Below are 17,621 nucleotides of genomic sequence, written 5' to 3'. Positions count from 1 at the left end.
TATCGTTATTGCTATTATCCACATTTTCTATGTAAAAAGCAATATAAAAATCAAGACTTCGTAACTTTTATCATTTACAAATAAAAGAGTCCATCGAAAGATGGGGATTTGCGTATAATGTGTGGTTTTAGGAAAGAATTAGCAGGAATCTTACCATATTTTGTCGAATACTTTTTAGAATAATGCTTTAAATTCTAAATTTTAGCAAAAAGGGGAATTGGGCAATGAAGCGGTGCACAATGTTGCTTCTGATTATTTTTCTGCTTTTGCTCGTACCTCCTACAGCCGCTCACGCCGAAAGAGAGGATATAAGGTACCAAGTAGAACTGGAATATCCACCTTATAAATATGTAGAAAATGGGTATTTGACCGGGTTTGATATTAATTTGAGCACGATGATTTTTGAGAAGCAGGATTATCTTATTCACTACAGTACTGGGCAATGGGATGAAGTTTACAGTCGGCTGATTCAAGGAGATATTGAGATAGCAGGTCTTATGGCAATTACGGAGTCGCGTAACCAAGAGGTGTTATTTTCAGATCCGGTTATTAAAAACTATATTTCCATCTATGCAAGGCGAGAGCTTGAGGATGAGATCGATTTAAAGACGTTGGGAAGTTATAAGATTGGGTTAGGGAATGGACAGTATTCTGCAACCGTGCTGAATAGCAAGGTGGGGATTACAAATTACATAGAGTATGCAACGACTCCTGAAGCTTTAAAGGCTCTTGAAAAAGGGGAAATCGACCTTCTATTTGAGAATCAGGAAGTGATCGATTATCTGATTGCTGAACAGAAATTGAAGGGGAGTATTATCAAAAAAATGAGCAATCTCTACCCTAGGGATGTTGCTTTTGCAATAAGTAAATCCGCTCCGGAGCTAGTAACTTATGTTAACGAGAGATTGGATCGCCTGCATCGTTCCGGTGCTTTTGAAGAGCTGTATCAGCACTATTTCTTCGTTCATTCAGATTATTATAAAGTTATGATGCGCAATAGATTTATTGTGGGAGCCATTATTCTGCTTGGTCTTCTAATCATTAGTGCGGTTTTGCTAAAAATGTATATTAATCACTTACGGCGTGCGGTTTATTCGGAACAGCAATTTTTTGAGGATGTAATAGAGCATAGCGGTATGGTGGTTTGGGCTGTGCAGGCGGATAAAAAGGTAGTTCGGTTTAACAATTACGCTGAGCGAATGACGGGCCTATGCGAGAATGAAGTAGTGGGCAAAAACATTGAGGATATCGAGGGTCTGGCAGGCAGTACGGCGGCTATTCGGAATCTGCTGGAAAGGGCAGTTCAGCTTGACTATGTTGATAATATTGAGCATAAACTTCCGGACAATTCGCCAGCAGCGCGGTATTTTTCATTTCGGACCACCTTGTTAAAAGGATTGGATAAGCAGGCAGCTGATATTTTTGTGCTTGTAGGAGTGGATATCGATGAGCGCAAACAAAATGAGCTAAGGCTTCAGCAAAGTTATGAGGAACTGGAAGCTACTTACGAAGAGCTGTCAGCGACAGAGGTCGAGCTACAGGAGCAATTTGCTAAGCTGCAGGTAGGTGAACGACGGTTCAGTCTCGCGACAGAGGGTTCTGGTGCTTACATGTGGGAGCTTGATTGGGAGACAGGACTGTATAATCTATCGGATCGCTGGTACAAGCTCATGGGCTATACGGAGGATGAAATTAATTCATTCGAAAATGGGGTGCTTAGTATTATTCATCCCGATGACCAGCCATCATCCCAAAAGGCAAGACATGATCATCTGGCAGGTTTAACACCTATCTACGAGACGGAATACCGCATGCGGACCAAAGATAATCAATTCGTCTGGTTTGAGGTAAGTGGTAAAGCTATCGTTGATCCAAAGGATGAAGTTGTGTTATTTATCGGTTCGCTGATTGATATTAGTAAGCGGAAGCAGGTAGAGCTAAAGCTGAGCAACAGTTATCAGGAGCTTGAGGCAACCTATGAACAGCTAACAGCCACACAGCAGGAGCTTGTAGAGCAATACGATATGCTGGTGGAGAATCAAAAACACATGCATCGTCTAGCTTATGTGGATGAGCTTAGTAATTTACCCAACCGTGTATGTCTACTGGAATCTATGGAGAAATATCTGCAATGTTCAGGAGGCAAGGCGGCGCTGTTGTTCGTAGATACCGATAATTTTAAATACATCAATGATACCTTAGGGCATAAATCCGGTGATGTTCTCATTCAGAAGGCTAGCAAAAGGCTGCAGTCGTTGGTGCGTGAAGGGGATATGCTCTCTCGGCTCGGTGGGGATGAATTCGTGATTTTTATTAAGGATATAGAAAACCACGAGGATGTGTTAGACCTGGCGGAGCGTATCATGAGAGCATTCAGGCAGTCCTTTTTAATCGGAGAGAGTTATTTGTACGTTTCCGTAAGCATCGGAATTTCCTTTTATCCGGAAGATGGGGAGACCACCGAGCAAATCTTAAAAAATGCGGATGTCGCTATGTACCGGGCAAAAGAGGATGGCAAGGGGACTTATGTGGTCTATGACAAATCCATGCATACTGCGTTTAATGAACGGATGAATATAGAGAAGCATTTGCGCAGTGCCATGAATAATAATGAGTTTGAGCTATATTATCAACCGCAGGTGGATATCCAGTCTGGATTAATCTCTGGTTTTGAGGCTTTAATTCGCTGGAATAGTCCAACGCTGGGCTTTGTATCTCCACTTTCTTTTATCAAAATCGCCGAGGATTCCAGGCTGATTATTTATATTGGAGAATGGGTGCTTAGGGAATCGTGCATCTTTATGAAGGGCATTCAAGATCGTATGGGCATTCCTTACAAGATATCAGTTAACATTTCCATTATTCAACTATTGCAGGATGATTTCGTCGAGATGGTGCAGGAAAGTCTGGCTGAAAGCGGGCTAAAGCCTAGTTGTCTTGAACTGGAAATCACCGAGTCTATCTTTATGGAATCGTTTGAGAGTATCGTGAATAAGCTTCAATTCCTCAAATCCCAAGGCATTCGTATTGCGCTGGATGATTTCGGAACGGGGTACTCATCTCTTAGTTATTTGCAGCAATTGCCGATTTCTACGCTTAAAATGGATAAAACCTTTATCGATTCGCTTTCGGAAAAAGCTTACAGCCAGTCTTTTGTGCAGACCATTATACAGCTGGGACACAATATGGGGCTGGAGGTCGTTGCGGAGGGAGTGGAAGAGATCAGCCAGCTGGATTTCCTCAGAAAATCGGGCTGCGATAAGGTACAGGGGTATCTGGTTAGCAGACCTGTTCCGAAGCAGGAAGTGGTGGAGCTTTTGGAACCTCAGAAGCGTTACGGAATATAGCAGTTGATACACAGCCCTCATCTACAAGGTGGGGGTTTTTGGTGTGTAATGCTTCTGAGATTAAGTCTTTGCAAAAAAACAAGCTCCGACAGATAAACAGTGTCTGTGGAGCTTGTCACTAGCTGATGACAATTTTATTCTTCCCGGTGTTTTTAGCTTCGTAAAGTGCATCATCAGCCTGCTGAAAAGTGGAATTTTTGGAGTCTGCGCCTGTGTAATCATGCATCCCGATACTGACGGTTATGCTTTTACCTTCCATTTCGGCAAAAGGGGTATCGGCTACTTTGGCTAGAATTTGTTGCATGATTTCATAGGATCGCTCAAAGGTTTTGGTAGTCAAAATGACAATGAATTCCTCGCCACCGTACCGCGCGGCGAAATCATCAGGACCGATATACTCGAGCAGAATCGCTGCGACTTTTTGTAATACGATATCTCCAACGGAGTGTCCATAGCAATCATTTACTTTTTTGAAATTATCGATATCCATAACGGCAAGCTGCATGGAGAATGGATTACTCTGCTGATGCTCAATTAGCCAACCTAAATATTCGTGAAAAGTCTTGTGATTATACAGATCAGTCAGGGGGTCTATCTTAGATAGACGATCCATAATTATATTCTGAATGCGTAATTCCTGTTCTGACTTAACGGAGTTCTGCAGGGATTGCATCAAATCACGTCCACGAACGATTACTGCAAAACCTGCCAAAGCAGTGCCTGCAAAAATAAGAGCGATAATGATAGTTTGGGTGATCGGTAAGTACTCGTGAATGGGTGTCCTGATGAATAAAATGATCGTGTACAGTAGAGAAATAGCAGAAGTGGCTATCATATAACTGCTCTTCAGATAGATCATCGAGACTAGTAGCGGGAACAGCATAATTAATGATTTAACATGCAACTCATCGCTGAGATTGACGATAATCAAAACCGCAAATAGATGGCTTGCAACCGTAATGGCGAGTTGGGCCCACAGAGGCCTCCATCTATAGATTACTTCTAGAATAATGATCAAACTCACTATGATGGAATCAGAAATCAACGAGTGCTCAATATAATCGTTCCTGGTTGGGGTTTCCGGACGCTGGCTCCATAAGGATAGAGAAACAATGAACTGAATACTTAAATACACAATCAGGATGATCCAGAATGAATTGAGAAGCACACGATTCCAATAGGTCTGACGAGGAGTTTGAGGTGTGGCGCGCATAATGTGATCCTCTTTTCCAGTGGCAATATGCTTATATATTCGACAATAAGCTCAGGTTTCCTCTTGATGGCTTTCTTGGAAGCGGGAGTTCAACAAGCATCTTTATAAGGGGAGATTGCCTGGCCCGGGGAATGATTGAACGAAAAGGAATACTATAGAAAGTATTTCCTTTAATTAACTCTGCTGATATAATGTTAGAATACATAACATCAATCGAGTGGAGTGGAATTGAAGATGCAGATCCGTCCAAACCAGATTTTTGTAGTCGTCCTGTTGCTTCTTGTCAGTGTGTACAGCTTATTGATTGACATGCTCTGGATTCATAAGCTGGTGATTATTCTGTTTATGGGTTCTCTAGGATGGTTCTCGCTGAATACATCCCGCTACGGTTATCGCAAAGAAGCGCTGCTGAAGGAGTCACAGAACAAAGTGGAGCTTCTTGGCAATGAGATTGTAGTTACCTCGGATCGGCTGCATGGTGCACTTGAAGAAATCAGCCGCCATACAGAGCAGCTGCAGCAGACAGCGGATTATTCACACGCGTATGAAACGGATTTAAGGATTCGCAGCAACGAAGCTAAAGCCAATATTGAAGGGGCCTATCAGACGATGGGCGGTGTAGCTTCAGTTACAGCACATATCGAAGAATTGACGGAAAAACTAGGCTCGAATATGCAATATGCCCGGCAAGGAATGACAGCAATGGTAGATTCCCTGAGCATTGCAGATGGGGTGATGAAGGATCTGCAAACACAGAGTGGGGACATGTTAGCTAAGTTTACTACCCTGAGTAATCATATTGCGATGGTAGAGGAGATCAATACATTGATTAACTCCATTGTGAATGAGACCTCATTGCTCGCGCTGAATGCTTCTATTGAAGCGGCCCGGGCCGGTGAACAGGGCCGCGGATTTGCAGTAGTGGCCAGCCGGATTCGGCAGCTGGCTGATCAAAGCAAGAGCTCGGTAGACCGCTCCTCAGGCATCTTGCTTGACATTAATAATGGAGTACAGCAGGTGCTGGAATCCGTTACGAAAGAGCAAGTCTCAGTGGAGCGTGGGGTGAACGAGGTCGGCACGGTGAAGCTTCGACTCGATGATATCGCGTCGAGAGTAGATGAAGTAGGCAGCGCCGTGACGGAAACAATCGATGCTGCCGCGAAGCAGGGCAAGCTGATTGTAGAAGTGACAACGGAGCTGAGCGGTGCGGTGGCGATCGTGAATGAGACGATTGCCAATGTAGACCTTACGCTGGAGCAGGTGACACGGCAGCGGGATCAAATTGGGCAGCTGAACGAAGTCAGCGCCAATCTGTTAGCGGAGTCGCAATCCTTGCAGCAATCGGTTACTAGCATTGCGGGCAGAGCGGAAATTGAGATGAGCCAATATGCAGCCCGGCTTCAGGAAATGCAGAGTCTCTTGGAGACGATTTCCGCCAAGGAAGAACTTTACGCTCCAGATACTGAAGTTCATCAAGGTGTTTTGAACGCTTACATTAAGAAAATTCCAGATGTACAAGCCATTTGGTCTAATCGGACGGATGGAACCTTTATCTACTCCGAGCCAGCGGCTGGCTTGTTGAATGCTAAGCGGCGTGATTGGTGGAATGGGGCCATGAATGAAGGTGAATATGTCTCTAAACCTTACGTATCTGCGATTACGAAACGTTCTTGTATTACATTATCTAGAGCAATCCGGAATCGTCAGGGAGATGTAGTAGGCGTGGTGGGTATTGATTTAGCGGTGTAATAAAGCAACAGCAGCAAGCCCTTCTGTAGCAGAGGCTTGCTGTTTTTTTTATTCCGATGCTAACACAACTTAGCTTTAGGTAGCGCTGACCTGCAATTGCTTCCACGTTGCCTGCCAGTTTTTTTGTGCAATTCGTTTTTCATAAATAGGGAGTAAGCTTGGATTATTGTTGAAATGAGGGGTAGCCCGCAACACTACATTAATAACATCCGCAATCCCATGCGGAGCGGTTAGGATAACCTTACCGTATTCATCTAAGGAAAGCCCAAGCGCTGTAGCTGTTTCCGGAAACTTGGAGATGGCATCTACAGATGACGTATAGGGTGCAAGGTTGTTAATGGTATGCATTCTTGCTTCATTCTTAACGGACCATGGCACATGGGGATTTAAATCTCTTAGTTTTGCCTCCCATTGCTTTACCACTTCCTCATGAAGATTGCTGCCGTCATAATAAATAACATCAATATCTGGCAAAGGGGTCCGTTCTTCAAATCCATGTAAGGTATCCCAGATTTTTGAACGTACAAACCCCGCACAAACCCACCAGTCAGGTAACTGTAGCGATCTGGCATTTTCTAAAATATCCATCATCCAGGGATCATTATGTACAAGCTGAATGATATCTGCCTCGTGTTCTATCTTGCGCAAACTGCCACCTCCTAATATTCATGCTTCCAATCTGTTAATATCATACAACAAGAGTTTCAATAGAGGTATAAAGGGACAGGCTGAATGGACAGAGGCATGAACTATCTTTATAATGAATCGACATCGAGACCTTTGGAGGCGGTGACCGTGCAATATACGTTTACTATATTACTGCAATTGTTGGAAAGAGCTGCGTTATTGCTGATGTGTCTATTTGTATTGACTCGTCTGCCGCGGTTTAAAGAGGTTTTTCAAAAAGGGAGTTACGCTCCGCAAGAGCTTGCTATTGCAACGATGATCTTCAGCTTATTTGCCATTTTTGGCACTTATAGCGGAATTAATGTGGAAGGTTCGCTTGTGAATGTACGAATTATCGCCATCGTATCTGGCGGGATTTTGTTCGGGCCATGGGTTGGACTTATAACAGGCATCATCTCAGGGGTTCACCGTTTTCTGATTGATATCGGAGGGGTAACCTCTCTTCCTTGTCTGATTACGAGTATCACCGCGGGCATAGTGTCTGGGATAATCTATCGCCGCACCTCTGGTGAGCGTCGCTGGATAGCAGGCATTTTGGCGGGAATGGCCTGTGAGGCACTGACGATGCTGCTCATTCTAGCGATGGCTCAGCCGATGTCGCTGGGTGTGGATATCGTGTCCAAGATCGCTTTTCCGATGATTATGAGCCAGATTAGTGTCGGCCTGATTGTCGTGTTAGTGCAGAGCGTGGAAGGTGAGAAGGAACGGATTGCGGCTAAGCAGTCCAAGCTGGCGCTTGATATTGCCAATAAGACCTTGCCGTATTTTCGCAATATTAACCAGGAGTCGCTGCACACCATCTGCCAGATCATCAAAGAGGATATCGGTGCAGACGCTGTAGCGATTACTGATACTCGGTTTATTCGTGCCTATGTTGGTGTGGGTGAGGAGGATTATGAGACAACTAACGATATTATCAGTGAGGAAACTAAAGTAACGTTGTCCAGTGGTGAAATTACCATCCGTAATGATGATAGTGATTACGTGAATCCGCAGATCAAGTCGCTGATCATTATTCCTTTAAAGGAAAAGGGTGAGGTGACGGGAGCGCTCAAAATCTATTACACCAAAGCCCACAAGATTACCTACTCACTTCAAGCTATGGCCGTGGGTCTGTCGCAAATGATCTCTACCTTGATGGAAGTGTCGCGGGTGGAAGGCATTAAGGAAATGGCGAACAAAGCGGAGCTGAAGGCACTGCAGACCAGCATTAACCCGCATTTTTTATTCAATGCACTGAATGCGATTGCGTCCTCGATTCGAATTAATCCGGATAAGGCGCGTGAGCTGATTGTGAATCTGTCCGGTTATATGAGATACAATCTGGAGCTTACCGATGAATTCATTGATATCAAACGAGAGCTACAGCAGGTCCAGCAATACGTAGAGATCGAAAAGGCGCGTTTTGGAAGCCGGCTTAACGTGCTTTATGATATTGATGAGGTTCAGGTTCGGATTCCGAGTCTGATCATTCAGCCGCTTGTAGAAAATGCGATTATACATGGCATACTGAAGGTAAGAGGGACAGGAACAGTAACGATTTCTGTAAAAGACCACGGGGATACCGTACGGGTGGGCATTCGCGATACCGGAGCTGGCATCAGCGAGGAAACGATAGAGAAAGTCTATACTGGCGATATGCCGGAGAATAAAATCGGGCTGTTTAATGTACACCAACGGGTAAAGCTGATCTATGGGACTGGACTTACCATTCAGAGATTGGATAAAGGGACGAACATCTTTTTTGATGTTAAAAAGGAGGACCAATGAGAGCGATCATCGTAGAGGATGAAGAGCTGGCAAGACAGGAGCTGGCTTATTTAATAGAGACGCACAGCGGGATCGATATAACGGCACAGTTTGAAGATGGGCTGGACGCACTTAAATTTTTGCAGAGTGATACGGTAGATGTGATTTTTCTGGATATTAATATTCCCTCTATCGATGGGGTGCTGTTGGCACAGAATATCAGTAGATTCTCGGTAAAACCCTACATAGTGTTCATCACTGCGTATAAGGAGCATGCCGCTGAGGCGTTTGAGATTGAAGCTTTTGACTATATTCTTAAGCCGTATAGCGAGGTTCGCATTAAAGCCATGCTGCACAAGCTGGAAAATGCGTTTGCCAACCGTGGACGACAGGGGGAAGAGGAGCGTAATCCGGTCAGTGACAAGGTCAATCTGTGGAAAAATGAAAAGATTATCGTAGTGAATGCCGACGATATTTATTACGCCTCCGCGCAGGAAAAAAGTACAAGTGTGATGACTAAAGGTGAGGAATACAGCATGGCACTTAGTATTAGCGATTTCTTTCAGCGGCTGCCGCAGGATCGTTTTTTTCGCTGCCATCGTTCCTATATTGTTAACCTGTCCAAGATCAAGGAAATCATCCCGTGGTTCAACAATACGTATTTGCTGCGCCTGCATGATTTAGATTTTGAAGTGCCGGTAAGTCGTAGTAAGGTAAAAGAATTCAGGCAGATTATGCGCTTATAAATGCAATTCATTCTTCATTTCCGTCATCTCATGCCGGATTTCTCTCAACATCGGCTGGTTTAGCTACAATAAAGAGGCGATAGAAGCTCTTGTAGCAGACAACGAGAGAGAAAGAAGGAAAAGACCATGACTACGACAATGGACAGCAAAAGCACCAAACGGTGGCTAATCGTATTAGGTACAGTAATTATGCAAATGGGTCTAGGTACCATCTATACATGGAGTTTATTTAATGCGCATCTGGTAACAAAATTTGGCTGGGAGCTTAACTCCGTTTCGATTACTTTTTCTATAACGAGCTTTGCACTCGCTTTCGCGACCTTGTTCGCAGGGAAGCTGCAGGATCGTTTCGGGCTTCGCCGTTTGACTGCTACTGCTGGGATTGTGCTCGGACTAGGATTGATCCTTAGCTCGCAGGCCAATTCACTCTTCATGTTCTATTTATTGGTTGGGGTGATCGTTGGTTTTGCGGATGGGACAGCTTATATCACTTCATTATCTAATTTAATTAAATGGTTTCCGAATAATAAAGGTTTAATCTCCGGCGTATCCGTTGGTGCTTATGGAACAGGGAGTTTGATCTTTAAATATATTAACGGCGGGTTGATTGACTCAGTGGGTGTGTCTAATACATTTATGTATTGGGGTTTGATTGTTATGGGCATGATTGTAATCGGTTCCTTGCTCGTAAGAGAAGCTCCGGTTCAAGCGGCCCCAGCACCAGCGGGTTCAACGACAGCTGCAGTAATGAGCTCACCGAAAGACTATACGGTCAAAGAAATGCTGCGGACAAAAGAAGCGTATCTGCTATTTATCATCTTTTTCACCGCCTGTATGTGTGGTCTGTATTTGATCGGTATTGTAAAAGATATCGGCGTGCAGCTGGCTGGACTTGATGTACAGACTGCAGCTAGTGCGGTGGCTATGATTGCGATCTTTAATACAGCGGGACGTTTAATTCTGGGTGCTTTATCTGACAAAATGAGTCGCTTGAAGCTGGTAGGCGCATCACTTGCTGTAACTGCGGCGGCTATGCTGACCCTCAGCTACGCGACCCTGAATTTCGGACTTTTCTTCACTTGTGTAGCAGCCATTGCGTTCTGCTTTGGCGGGAATATCACGGTGTTCCCGGCCATTGTCAGCGACTTCTTCGGACTGAAAAATCACAGTAAGAACTACGGAATCGTCTACCAAGGTTTTGGTATTGGTGCCCTTTCCGGTTCGTTTATCGCCGTCTTCCTAGGCGGGTTCAAACCAACCTTTGTTATCTTTGGCCTCTTGTGCCTGCTGGCCTGCATCATCGCGATTTCTCTGAAACCGCCAGTGGCGAAGTCGAAAGAGAAAAAAGCGCTGCGTCTCAAAGCAACGGAACGTACAGCTTAAGATGTAATTGAAGTTAGAGCCAGGCAGCGATTCTCCGGTTAGTGGAGAATTGCTGCCTGTTTTTTTGATTTGCGGTGGCTTGCTGAGCTGAGACTTTTTTGGGCGGATTATCTTCAATTGGGAGAAGGAGTTTTGCTGGGATCTGAGAAGTAACTGCATTCTGTACAACTATTCCGTATGAAATAGTGAATCTTCGGATTTTAGCTGTATTCTGTACAACTAAAAACTCGAAATTTTGCTTATAGGCGAAAAAACCAAGGAAATAGTTGCACCAAATACAGCTATATCTAATGGTGGCGTGATGCATGAAAAAATAGGTGTACGAAATACAGCTAAACGTGACTACCCTTACACCAGCACCAGCACCAGCACCAGCACCAGCACCAGCACCAGCACCAGCACCAGCACCAGCACCAGCACCAGCACCAGCACCAGCACCAGCACCAGCACCAGCACCAGCACCAGCACCAGCACCAGCACCAGCACCAGCACCAGCACCAGCACCAGCACCAGCACCAGCACCAGCACCAGCACCAGCACCAGCACCAGCACCAGCACCAGCACCAGCACCAGCACCAGCACCAGCACCAGCACCAGCACCAGCACCAGCACCAGCACCAGCACCAGCACCAGCACCAGCACCAGCACCAGCACCAGCACCAGCACCAGCACCAGCACCAGCACCAGCACCAGCACCAGCACCAGCACCAGCACCAGCACCAGCACCAGCACCAGCACCAGCACCAGCACCAGCACCAGCACCAGCACCAGCACCAGCACCAGCACCAGCACCAGCACCAGCACCAGCACCAGCACCAGCACCAGCACCAGCACCAGCACCAGCACCAGCACCAGCACCAGCACCAGCACCAGCACCAGCACCAGCACCAGCACCAGTACCAGCACCTGCACCAGCACTAGTACCAGCACCAGCACCAGCACCTGCACCAGCACTAGTACCAGCACCAGCACCAGTACCAGCACTAGCACTAGTACCAGTACCTACACCAGTACCAGTACCTACACCAGTACCAGCACCAGTACCAGCACCAGCACCAGCACCAGCACCAGCACCAGCACCAGCACCAGCACCAGCACCAGCACCAGCACCAGCACCAGCACCAGCACCAGCACCAGCACCAGCACCAGCACCAGCACCAGCACCAGCACCAGCACCAGCACCAGCACCAGTACCAGCACCTGCACCAGCACTAGTACCAGCACCAGCACCAGCACCTGCACCAGCACTAGTACCAGCACCAGCACCAGTACCAGCACTAGCACTAGTACCAGTACCTACACCAGTACCAGTACCTACACCAGTACCAGCACCAGTACCAGCACCAGTACCAGTACCAGCATCTCTACCAACGTCTGTTCCTGCACCATCACTTTTGCCATTCCTTTCCCTTCGTCTCTCTTTTGCGTCTAAACATTGCCTCCGTTACTGCTCAATATGTTTATTTAGAGGGTGGATAGATTTGTCGGACGCACAGCGGATTTTTTGTAACTAGGTAAGCAAGTACATCAATAGGACAGTGTGGTCGAAGCAGTGTTGGATGTGACCTGGTTCTTGCGGAACTCGGATGGGGAGACCCCGCTAAGTTTATTGAATATGCGGTTGAACTGGGAGAAACTGTTGAATCCGCATTGCCCGGCGATCTCGGAAATCTTCAGGCGGGTGTAAATCAGCAATTGCTGGGCATTACGGACCCGGGTCATCTGAATATATTCTGTCAGCGTGGAGCCGGTAATTAACTTAAATTGGTGTGATAAATAATAGGAGCTGATAAAGAACTCTTTAGAAGTCAGCTATGATTATCTGAATTGGTATAACGAGAAGCAGGATGCGTATTATACATTCACCAGCTATGGAGATAAGATTTTGACCAAGGAGCAATTTTTACAGCTGGCTGAGGAGCTATTGAAGTAGAGTTTTGAAGTTTGAAGTTTGAAGTTTGAAGTTTGAAGTTTGAAGTTTGAAGTTTGAAGTTTGAAGTTTGAAGTTTGAGGTTTGAGGTTTGAAGTTAGTAGTTAGTAGTTAGTAGTTAGTAGATGCATGCGCTAAGTTAGTTGTATTATGTGCAATTAAAGTTCACTAATATTCTGTATATAGGTCCTTTAGTTGTATTTGATACAGTTATTACTGGTTAGATTAGTGGAAATAGACGTTTTTACGGATTTTAGTTGTAGAGAATGCAATTAGAGAAGAGGATATGAGCAGATTAGAAATAAATAAGTGTATAAAATACAGTTAAATCGTATGCAGGGAAGGCAGCAAGTCGATCCAGATATAAAAGAAGGTATCCCCCAAGCGAGAGCTGCAGGGATACCTTCTTTATATTCTTATGTCGTCGAAAAGTCGAAGAGCGTTAGCCTTCTAACAACAGTGCTTCTGGATCTTCCAGCAATTCCTTCACTTTGACGAGGAAGCTTACCGCTTCAGAGCCGTCTACGATCCGGTGATCATAGGAAAGGGCAATGTACATCATTGGACGGTTTACGGTTCTTTCTTCGTCCAGCGCGATCGGACGCAGTTGAATCTTATGCATCCCTAGAATACCCACCTGTGGTGTATTCAGAATCGGTGTGGATAACAAGGAGCCGAATACGCCACCGTTGGTGATGGTGAATGTTCCGCCTTGCAGCTCGGAGAGGCTGAGCGTATTGGCGCGTGCTTTGGAAGCGAGCTCGCCAATCTGGCGCTCGATTTCCGGGAAGCTGAGCCGATCCGCATCACGGACTACTGGAACTACAAGTCCTTCTTTCGCTGCAACAGCAATACCGATGTCGTAGAATTTCTTAACGACCAGATCTTCACCGTCGATTTCGGCGTTCAGCAGTGGATAGGTTTTAAGCGCACCGATCACGGCTTTAGTGAAGAAGGACATGAAGCCCAGTCCAACTTCATGTTTCTCTTTAAAAGCATCCTTGCGGCGCTTGCGGATGTCGAGGATCGCTGTCATATCCACCTCGTTGAAGGTGGTAAGCATGGCCGCGGTCTGCTGCGCTTCGACCAAGCGGCTGGCAATCGTGAGCCGTCTGCGCGACATGCGCTTGCGCTCCACGTTTTTGCCCTCGTCCGGCGTGGCTTTGCTCGCTGCCGGCTTCGCTGGCTCCGGCTTGCCTTGCGGCGCCGGAGCTACCGGTGCAGCGGACTGCGGCGCTGCCGCACCATGACCGGACACATCGGCCTGACCAATCCGGCCGATAGGATCACGGGCGCTAACCTCGCCGAGGTCGATGCCGCGCTCCCGTGCCAGCTTGCGTGCGCCCGGCGATGCCAAGGCAGCATGGCTGTCGCCACCTGCTGCAGGCACTTCGGGCGCAGCTACAGGCGCGGCGGCTGCTACTGCGCTGCCGCCCGCCGGAGCCGCTTTAGGCGCTTCGGCTTCGCTTTCAGCGGCCTGCGGCGTATTGCCGCTTGCGGCTCCAATGATGCCGATGGCTTCGCCAACGGCTACGTTCTCGCCCGCTTGACGCAGGATGGTGGAGATGACACCCTCCACCTCTGCACTAATTTCCAGATTGACTTTATCCGTTTCCAGCTCAGCGAGCACATCGCCTTGACCTACCGTGTCGCCTTCTTTAACCAGCCATTTGTAGATGGTTCCTTCGGATATGGATTCTCCCAGATCGGGTACTAAGATTTCTGACACAGGCCGTTTCCTCCCCAAACATAATGGTTTACGCTATTGTGATACCGTCCTCTTAAGAGGACGGTACAGCCGCTTGTACGTTCGAATTTGATTTTAGGGCTTCTGTTACAATTCTACGTTGTTCGAAGCTATGCACATCTGCATAACCACTGGCCGGGCTGGAACGTTCCGGACGGCCGATATATCTTACGCCGGCATTCTTTGGTGCGATGGCGCGTAACCGAGGCTCACTATAGCTCCAGCCGCCCATATTTTTCGGCTCTTCTTGCACCCAGACAATTTCCTGAAGGGAGCTGAAGGAGTTTAAATGTTCGCTTAACTCTTGTTCCGGGAACGGATAAAGCTGCTCTAGGCGAAGAACATGCAGCCATGACCAATCCTTATCCGGTGCTGCTTCCAGTTCTGTTTGGATGTCGATAGCGACTTTACCGCTGCAGACTACGAGCCGTTTAACTTCACTTGGTTTCTGGCCAAGCAAAGATTCAGCTAATACAGGCTTGAATTGTCCTGAAGCCAGCTCGGTTCCGGCAGAAGTGCTGCGCGTATTCCGAATGAGACTTTTCGGCGTCATAATGACTAGCGGTCTAGCATCTTCCTGCCCGCATAACGCTGCTTGGCGCCGCAGCAGATGGAAATATTGCGAAGCGGTAGTCAGATTAGCGACTGTCCAGTTCTCCTCAGCGGATAGCTGCAAGAACCGTTCCAGCCTACCGCTGGAGTGCTCAGGTCCCTGTCCTTCGTAGCCATGCGGCAGCATGATGACGAGATTGCTGCGCTGTGTCCATTTGGCGCGTCCAGCCGCAATGAACTGGTCAAAAATAACCTGACCCGCATTGGCGAAATCACCATACTGTGCTTCCCAGATTACGAAGGTTTCCGGTGCGAACACATTATAACCATATTCAAAGCCTAATACTGATGCCTCTGACAATGGACTGTTGTATACGCCAAAGGAGGCACGGGAATCGCTTAGCTGATGTAGCGGAGAGAATAAATCTCCTGTTTTACTGTCGTGCAGCACCAGATGGCGATGTGCGAAGGTTCCGCGTTGGGCATCTTGACCGCTCAGTCGGATGGGCGTCCCATTTTTCAAAATGGTAGCGAAGGCTAACGTTTCAGCCAGTGCCCAGTCGACCTTTTCACCCTCATTCAGTGCATCTTTACGACGTTGTAAAATGCGCTCCAGCTTCGGATAAACCTGGAATCCAGCTGGAACCGTCAACAGTTCACGATTGATCTCCTGCAGGCTGGAGATGGATACCGCTGTAGTGTTTGCCGCTGCGCGGTCCGTTTGTAGAGGAATGAAGGCTTTGGGTTCTTTTTTCTTATGATTGCCTTCCTTCATATTATCGTACGCACGCTGCAATACGCTTTCTGCTTCAGCATTCATCTTTTGTACGTCTTCGGCGGTAAGAACCTTTTCGTTTTTCAGTCTCTCTGCATAAACCTTGTAGACGGTTGGATGATTGCGAACCTTGCCGTAGACAATAGGTTGTGTGGTTTCAGGATCATCCATTTCGTTGTGACCATGACGGCGGTAGCCGATGAGATCAATTACGAAATCTTTTTTGAATTGATGGCGGTATGCGCTAGCTAAACGTACGGCTGCTACGCAGGCCTCTGGGTCATCAGCGTTGACATGGACTATCGGGATTTCATACCCTTTGGCGATGTCACTCGCATAATGCGTAGAACGGGAATCTTCACTTTCAGTCGTAAAACCAATTCGGTTATTAACAATGATATGGATCGTCCCACCATTTTGATAACCTTGAAGTTTGCCGATATTAAGCGTTTCTGCAACAATTCCTTCACCTGGAAAAGCAGCATCGCCATGCATCAGCACCGCCATAGCTTTACTGGTATCAATCTTCGGCAGTCCTGCAGTGCTCCGGTCTTCTTGTGCGGCACGAGTGAAACCTTCCACGACAGGATTGACGAATTCCAAGTGACTTGGGTTATTCGCTAGTGTTATTCTTGTGCGTACGGTTTCTCCTTCACGGACAGCACGGTCTGCACCGAGATGGTATTTCACATCACCTGTCCAGCCATAGTTAATGCCTGTAGAGCCTTCGGAAGGGAAAAGCTCCTTGTTCGGAGAATGATGAAACTCTGAAAATATGATATCATATGGTTTGCCCAAAATATGTGCAAGAACGTTGAGGCGACCGCGATGCGCCATGCCCATCAAAATATGCTCTGCACCGTCATGTGCAGCAGCGCGTACGATTTCGTCTAACATCGGCACAAGAGCATCATTGCCTTCAAGACTGAAACGCTTCTGACCTACAAAAGTCTTGTGGAGGAAGGTTTCAAATTGCTCTACCTGAATCAGGCGGTTCAGGAGCTCTTTGCGTTCTGTATTATTCAGGGGTGCTGGTGAGCTGGTGGATTCTGCCTGTCTATTTAGCCATTGCAGTTCTTTTTCTTCATGCACATGCCCGAATTCATAGGCGATAGTCTTGGTGTATGCCTGACGCATACGTTGCACGGCATCCCACCCGGTATGCACATCATTCGGCGCATTTTCCCATATAAGCGTGGCAGGCAGTGCAATCAGGTCTTCGCGGGTCAGCCCATAGGTTTCAGGCTCAAGATATTTTGCCATGGGATTCTGATCGCGTACCAGCGGATCAATTTCAGCGGCCATATGGCCATATATACGAATATTGGCGATTAGCTTGGAAGCTCTTACTGCTTTTCTAAGCCATTCGGTGTCTCCCGAGATGCGCGGCTGAGGAGCCGGTTCGCTATCCGGAGTTAGGGGAGGGGGTCCCGAATTTGTAAAAAGCTCGCGATAATTATTTTCTACGGTGGAGGGATCTTTCACAAACTGTTCATATCTTTCTTGAATGTAGCCTAAATTGGGTCCGTAATACTTACTCCAAATGGATTCGTTATAGGGCTCTTTGGCTGCCATGAATACATCCTCCTTAACGGATGAACTCCATAAGTGACATTTTGTGTCAACGCTTACTGGAGCTGTGATGATTGCGGTTTCATTTCTCATCTTATTGTGCTACTTTCAGCCACTGTAATCAATTCATTCTTTCGTCCAATACGTTCGCAAAATGGTATAGGTTAGCTT

At 46.8% G+C, this 17,621-nt stretch carries 12 protein-coding genes; 5 read left to right on the top strand and 7 right to left on the bottom strand.

Annotated elements, in window-relative coordinates; translation table 11 throughout:
• Positions 1 to 224: 224 nt before the first annotated feature.
• Complete coding sequence (locus NST45_RS25345) at positions 225 to 3,347, top strand: EAL domain-containing protein (RefSeq protein ID WP_076141399.1); 3,123 nt, start codon at positions 225 to 227, stop codon at positions 3,345 to 3,347.
• 118 nt (positions 3,348 to 3,465) lie between these two features.
• Here the strand turns inward: NST45_RS25345 and NST45_RS25340 are convergent, their stop codons facing one another.
• The gene (locus NST45_RS25340) at positions 3,466 to 4,560 is read right to left on the bottom strand and encodes a GGDEF domain-containing protein (protein ID WP_038568323.1); all 1,095 of its coding nucleotides are present in this window, start codon (positions 4,558 to 4,560) and stop codon (positions 3,466 to 3,468) included.
• Between the two features lie 234 nt (positions 4,561 to 4,794).
• Here NST45_RS25340 and NST45_RS25335 point away from each other — a divergent pair, with 234 nt between their 5' ends.
• Positions 4,795 to 6,309, top strand: coding sequence for a methyl-accepting chemotaxis protein (locus tag NST45_RS25335; protein WP_051491509.1), 1,515 nt, complete (start codon positions 4,795 to 4,797; stop codon positions 6,307 to 6,309).
• 75 nt (positions 6,310 to 6,384) lie between these two features.
• Here the strand turns inward: NST45_RS25335 and NST45_RS25330 are convergent, their stop codons facing one another.
• Complete coding sequence (locus tag NST45_RS25330; RefSeq protein WP_076224903.1) at positions 6,385 to 6,900, bottom strand: nucleotidyltransferase family protein; 516 nt, start codon at positions 6,898 to 6,900, stop codon at positions 6,385 to 6,387.
• 261 nt (positions 6,901 to 7,161) lie between these two features.
• Here NST45_RS25330 and NST45_RS25325 point away from each other — a divergent pair, with 261 nt between their 5' ends.
• The 3 genes from NST45_RS25325 (at position 7,162) to NST45_RS25315 (ending at position 10,874) form a co-directional block, all read left to right on the top strand.
• Positions 7,162 to 8,766 (top strand): sensor histidine kinase, encoded by a 1,605-nt coding sequence (locus NST45_RS25325; RefSeq protein WP_280513476.1) that lies wholly within the window; start codon positions 7,162 to 7,164, stop codon positions 8,764 to 8,766.
• Positions 8,763 to 9,491, top strand: a complete 729-nt coding sequence (locus tag NST45_RS25320) for a LytTR family DNA-binding domain-containing protein (protein ID WP_036687441.1) — start codon at positions 8,763 to 8,765, stop codon at positions 9,489 to 9,491. Before NST45_RS25325 ends, NST45_RS25320 begins: the two co-directional genes overlap by 4 nt.
• Before the next feature lie 126 nt (positions 9,492 to 9,617).
• Complete coding sequence (locus NST45_RS25315) at positions 9,618 to 10,874, top strand: OFA family MFS transporter (protein ID WP_143760543.1); 1,257 nt, start codon at positions 9,618 to 9,620, stop codon at positions 10,872 to 10,874.
• Between the two features lie 348 nt (positions 10,875 to 11,222).
• Here NST45_RS25315 and NST45_RS25310 read toward each other — a convergent pair whose 3' ends face one another.
• The 5 genes from NST45_RS25310 to NST45_RS25290 form a co-directional block, all read right to left on the bottom strand.
• Positions 11,223 to 11,858, bottom strand: a complete 636-nt coding sequence (locus tag NST45_RS25310; protein WP_339824138.1) for a hypothetical protein — start codon at positions 11,856 to 11,858, stop codon at positions 11,223 to 11,225.
• A 36-nt stretch (positions 11,859 to 11,894) separates the two neighbouring features.
• Positions 11,895 to 12,152, bottom strand: a complete 258-nt coding sequence (locus NST45_RS25305; protein WP_339824136.1) for a hypothetical protein — start codon at positions 12,150 to 12,152, stop codon at positions 11,895 to 11,897.
• 249 nt (positions 12,153 to 12,401) lie between these two features.
• Positions 12,402 to 12,665 carry a helix-turn-helix transcriptional regulator gene (locus tag NST45_RS25300; RefSeq protein WP_256715970.1) on the bottom strand — a complete coding sequence of 88 codons (264 nt, stop codon included), beginning with the start codon at positions 12,663 to 12,665 and terminating at the stop codon, positions 12,402 to 12,404.
• A 581-nt stretch (positions 12,666 to 13,246) separates the two neighbouring features.
• A complete protein-coding gene (gene odhB, locus NST45_RS25295; protein WP_076142330.1) occupies positions 13,247 to 14,533 on the bottom strand; it encodes a 2-oxoglutarate dehydrogenase complex dihydrolipoyllysine-residue succinyltransferase in 1,287 nt (428 codons plus the stop codon).
• 52 nt (positions 14,534 to 14,585) lie between these two features.
• Positions 14,586 to 17,453, bottom strand: a complete 2,868-nt coding sequence (locus NST45_RS25290) for a 2-oxoglutarate dehydrogenase E1 component (protein WP_076142329.1) — start codon at positions 17,451 to 17,453, stop codon at positions 14,586 to 14,588.
• Positions 17,454 to 17,621: the final 168 nt, after the last annotated feature.

It is taken from the genome of Paenibacillus sp. FSL R7-0163 (assembly GCF_037969975.1).
Classification (GTDB): Bacteria; Bacillota; Bacilli; order Paenibacillales; family Paenibacillaceae; genus Paenibacillus_AQ; species Paenibacillus_AQ odorifer.
The sequence above is the reverse complement of the archived record's forward strand: the minus strand, read 5'-3'. Positions and strand labels throughout refer to the sequence as shown.

Excerpts from the sequence above, each read along its gene's own strand:
- NST45_RS25330 (WP_076224903.1), bottom strand. The coding sequence starts at position 6,900 with ATGATGGATATTTTAGAAAATGCCAGATCGCTACAGTTACCTGACTGG.
- NST45_RS25320 (WP_036687441.1), top strand. The coding sequence starts at position 8,763 with ATGAGAGCGATCATCGTAGAGGATGAAGAGCTGGCAAGACAGGAGCTG.
- NST45_RS25290 (WP_076142329.1), bottom strand. The coding sequence starts at position 17,453 with ATGGCAGCCAAAGAGCCCTATAACGAATCCATTTGGAGTAAGTATTAC.
- NST45_RS25345 (WP_076141399.1), top strand. The coding sequence starts at position 225 with ATGAAGCGGTGCACAATGTTGCTTCTGATTATTTTTCTGCTTTTGCTC.
- NST45_RS25335 (WP_051491509.1), top strand. The coding sequence starts at position 4,795 with ATGCAGATCCGTCCAAACCAGATTTTTGTAGTCGTCCTGTTGCTTCTT.
- NST45_RS25325 (WP_280513476.1), top strand. The coding sequence starts at position 7,162 with ATGTGTCTATTTGTATTGACTCGTCTGCCGCGGTTTAAAGAGGTTTTT.
- NST45_RS25315 (WP_143760543.1), top strand. The coding sequence starts at position 9,618 with ATGACTACGACAATGGACAGCAAAAGCACCAAACGGTGGCTAATCGTA.
- NST45_RS25340 (WP_038568323.1), bottom strand. The coding sequence starts at position 4,560 with ATGCGCGCCACACCTCAAACTCCTCGTCAGACCTATTGGAATCGTGTG.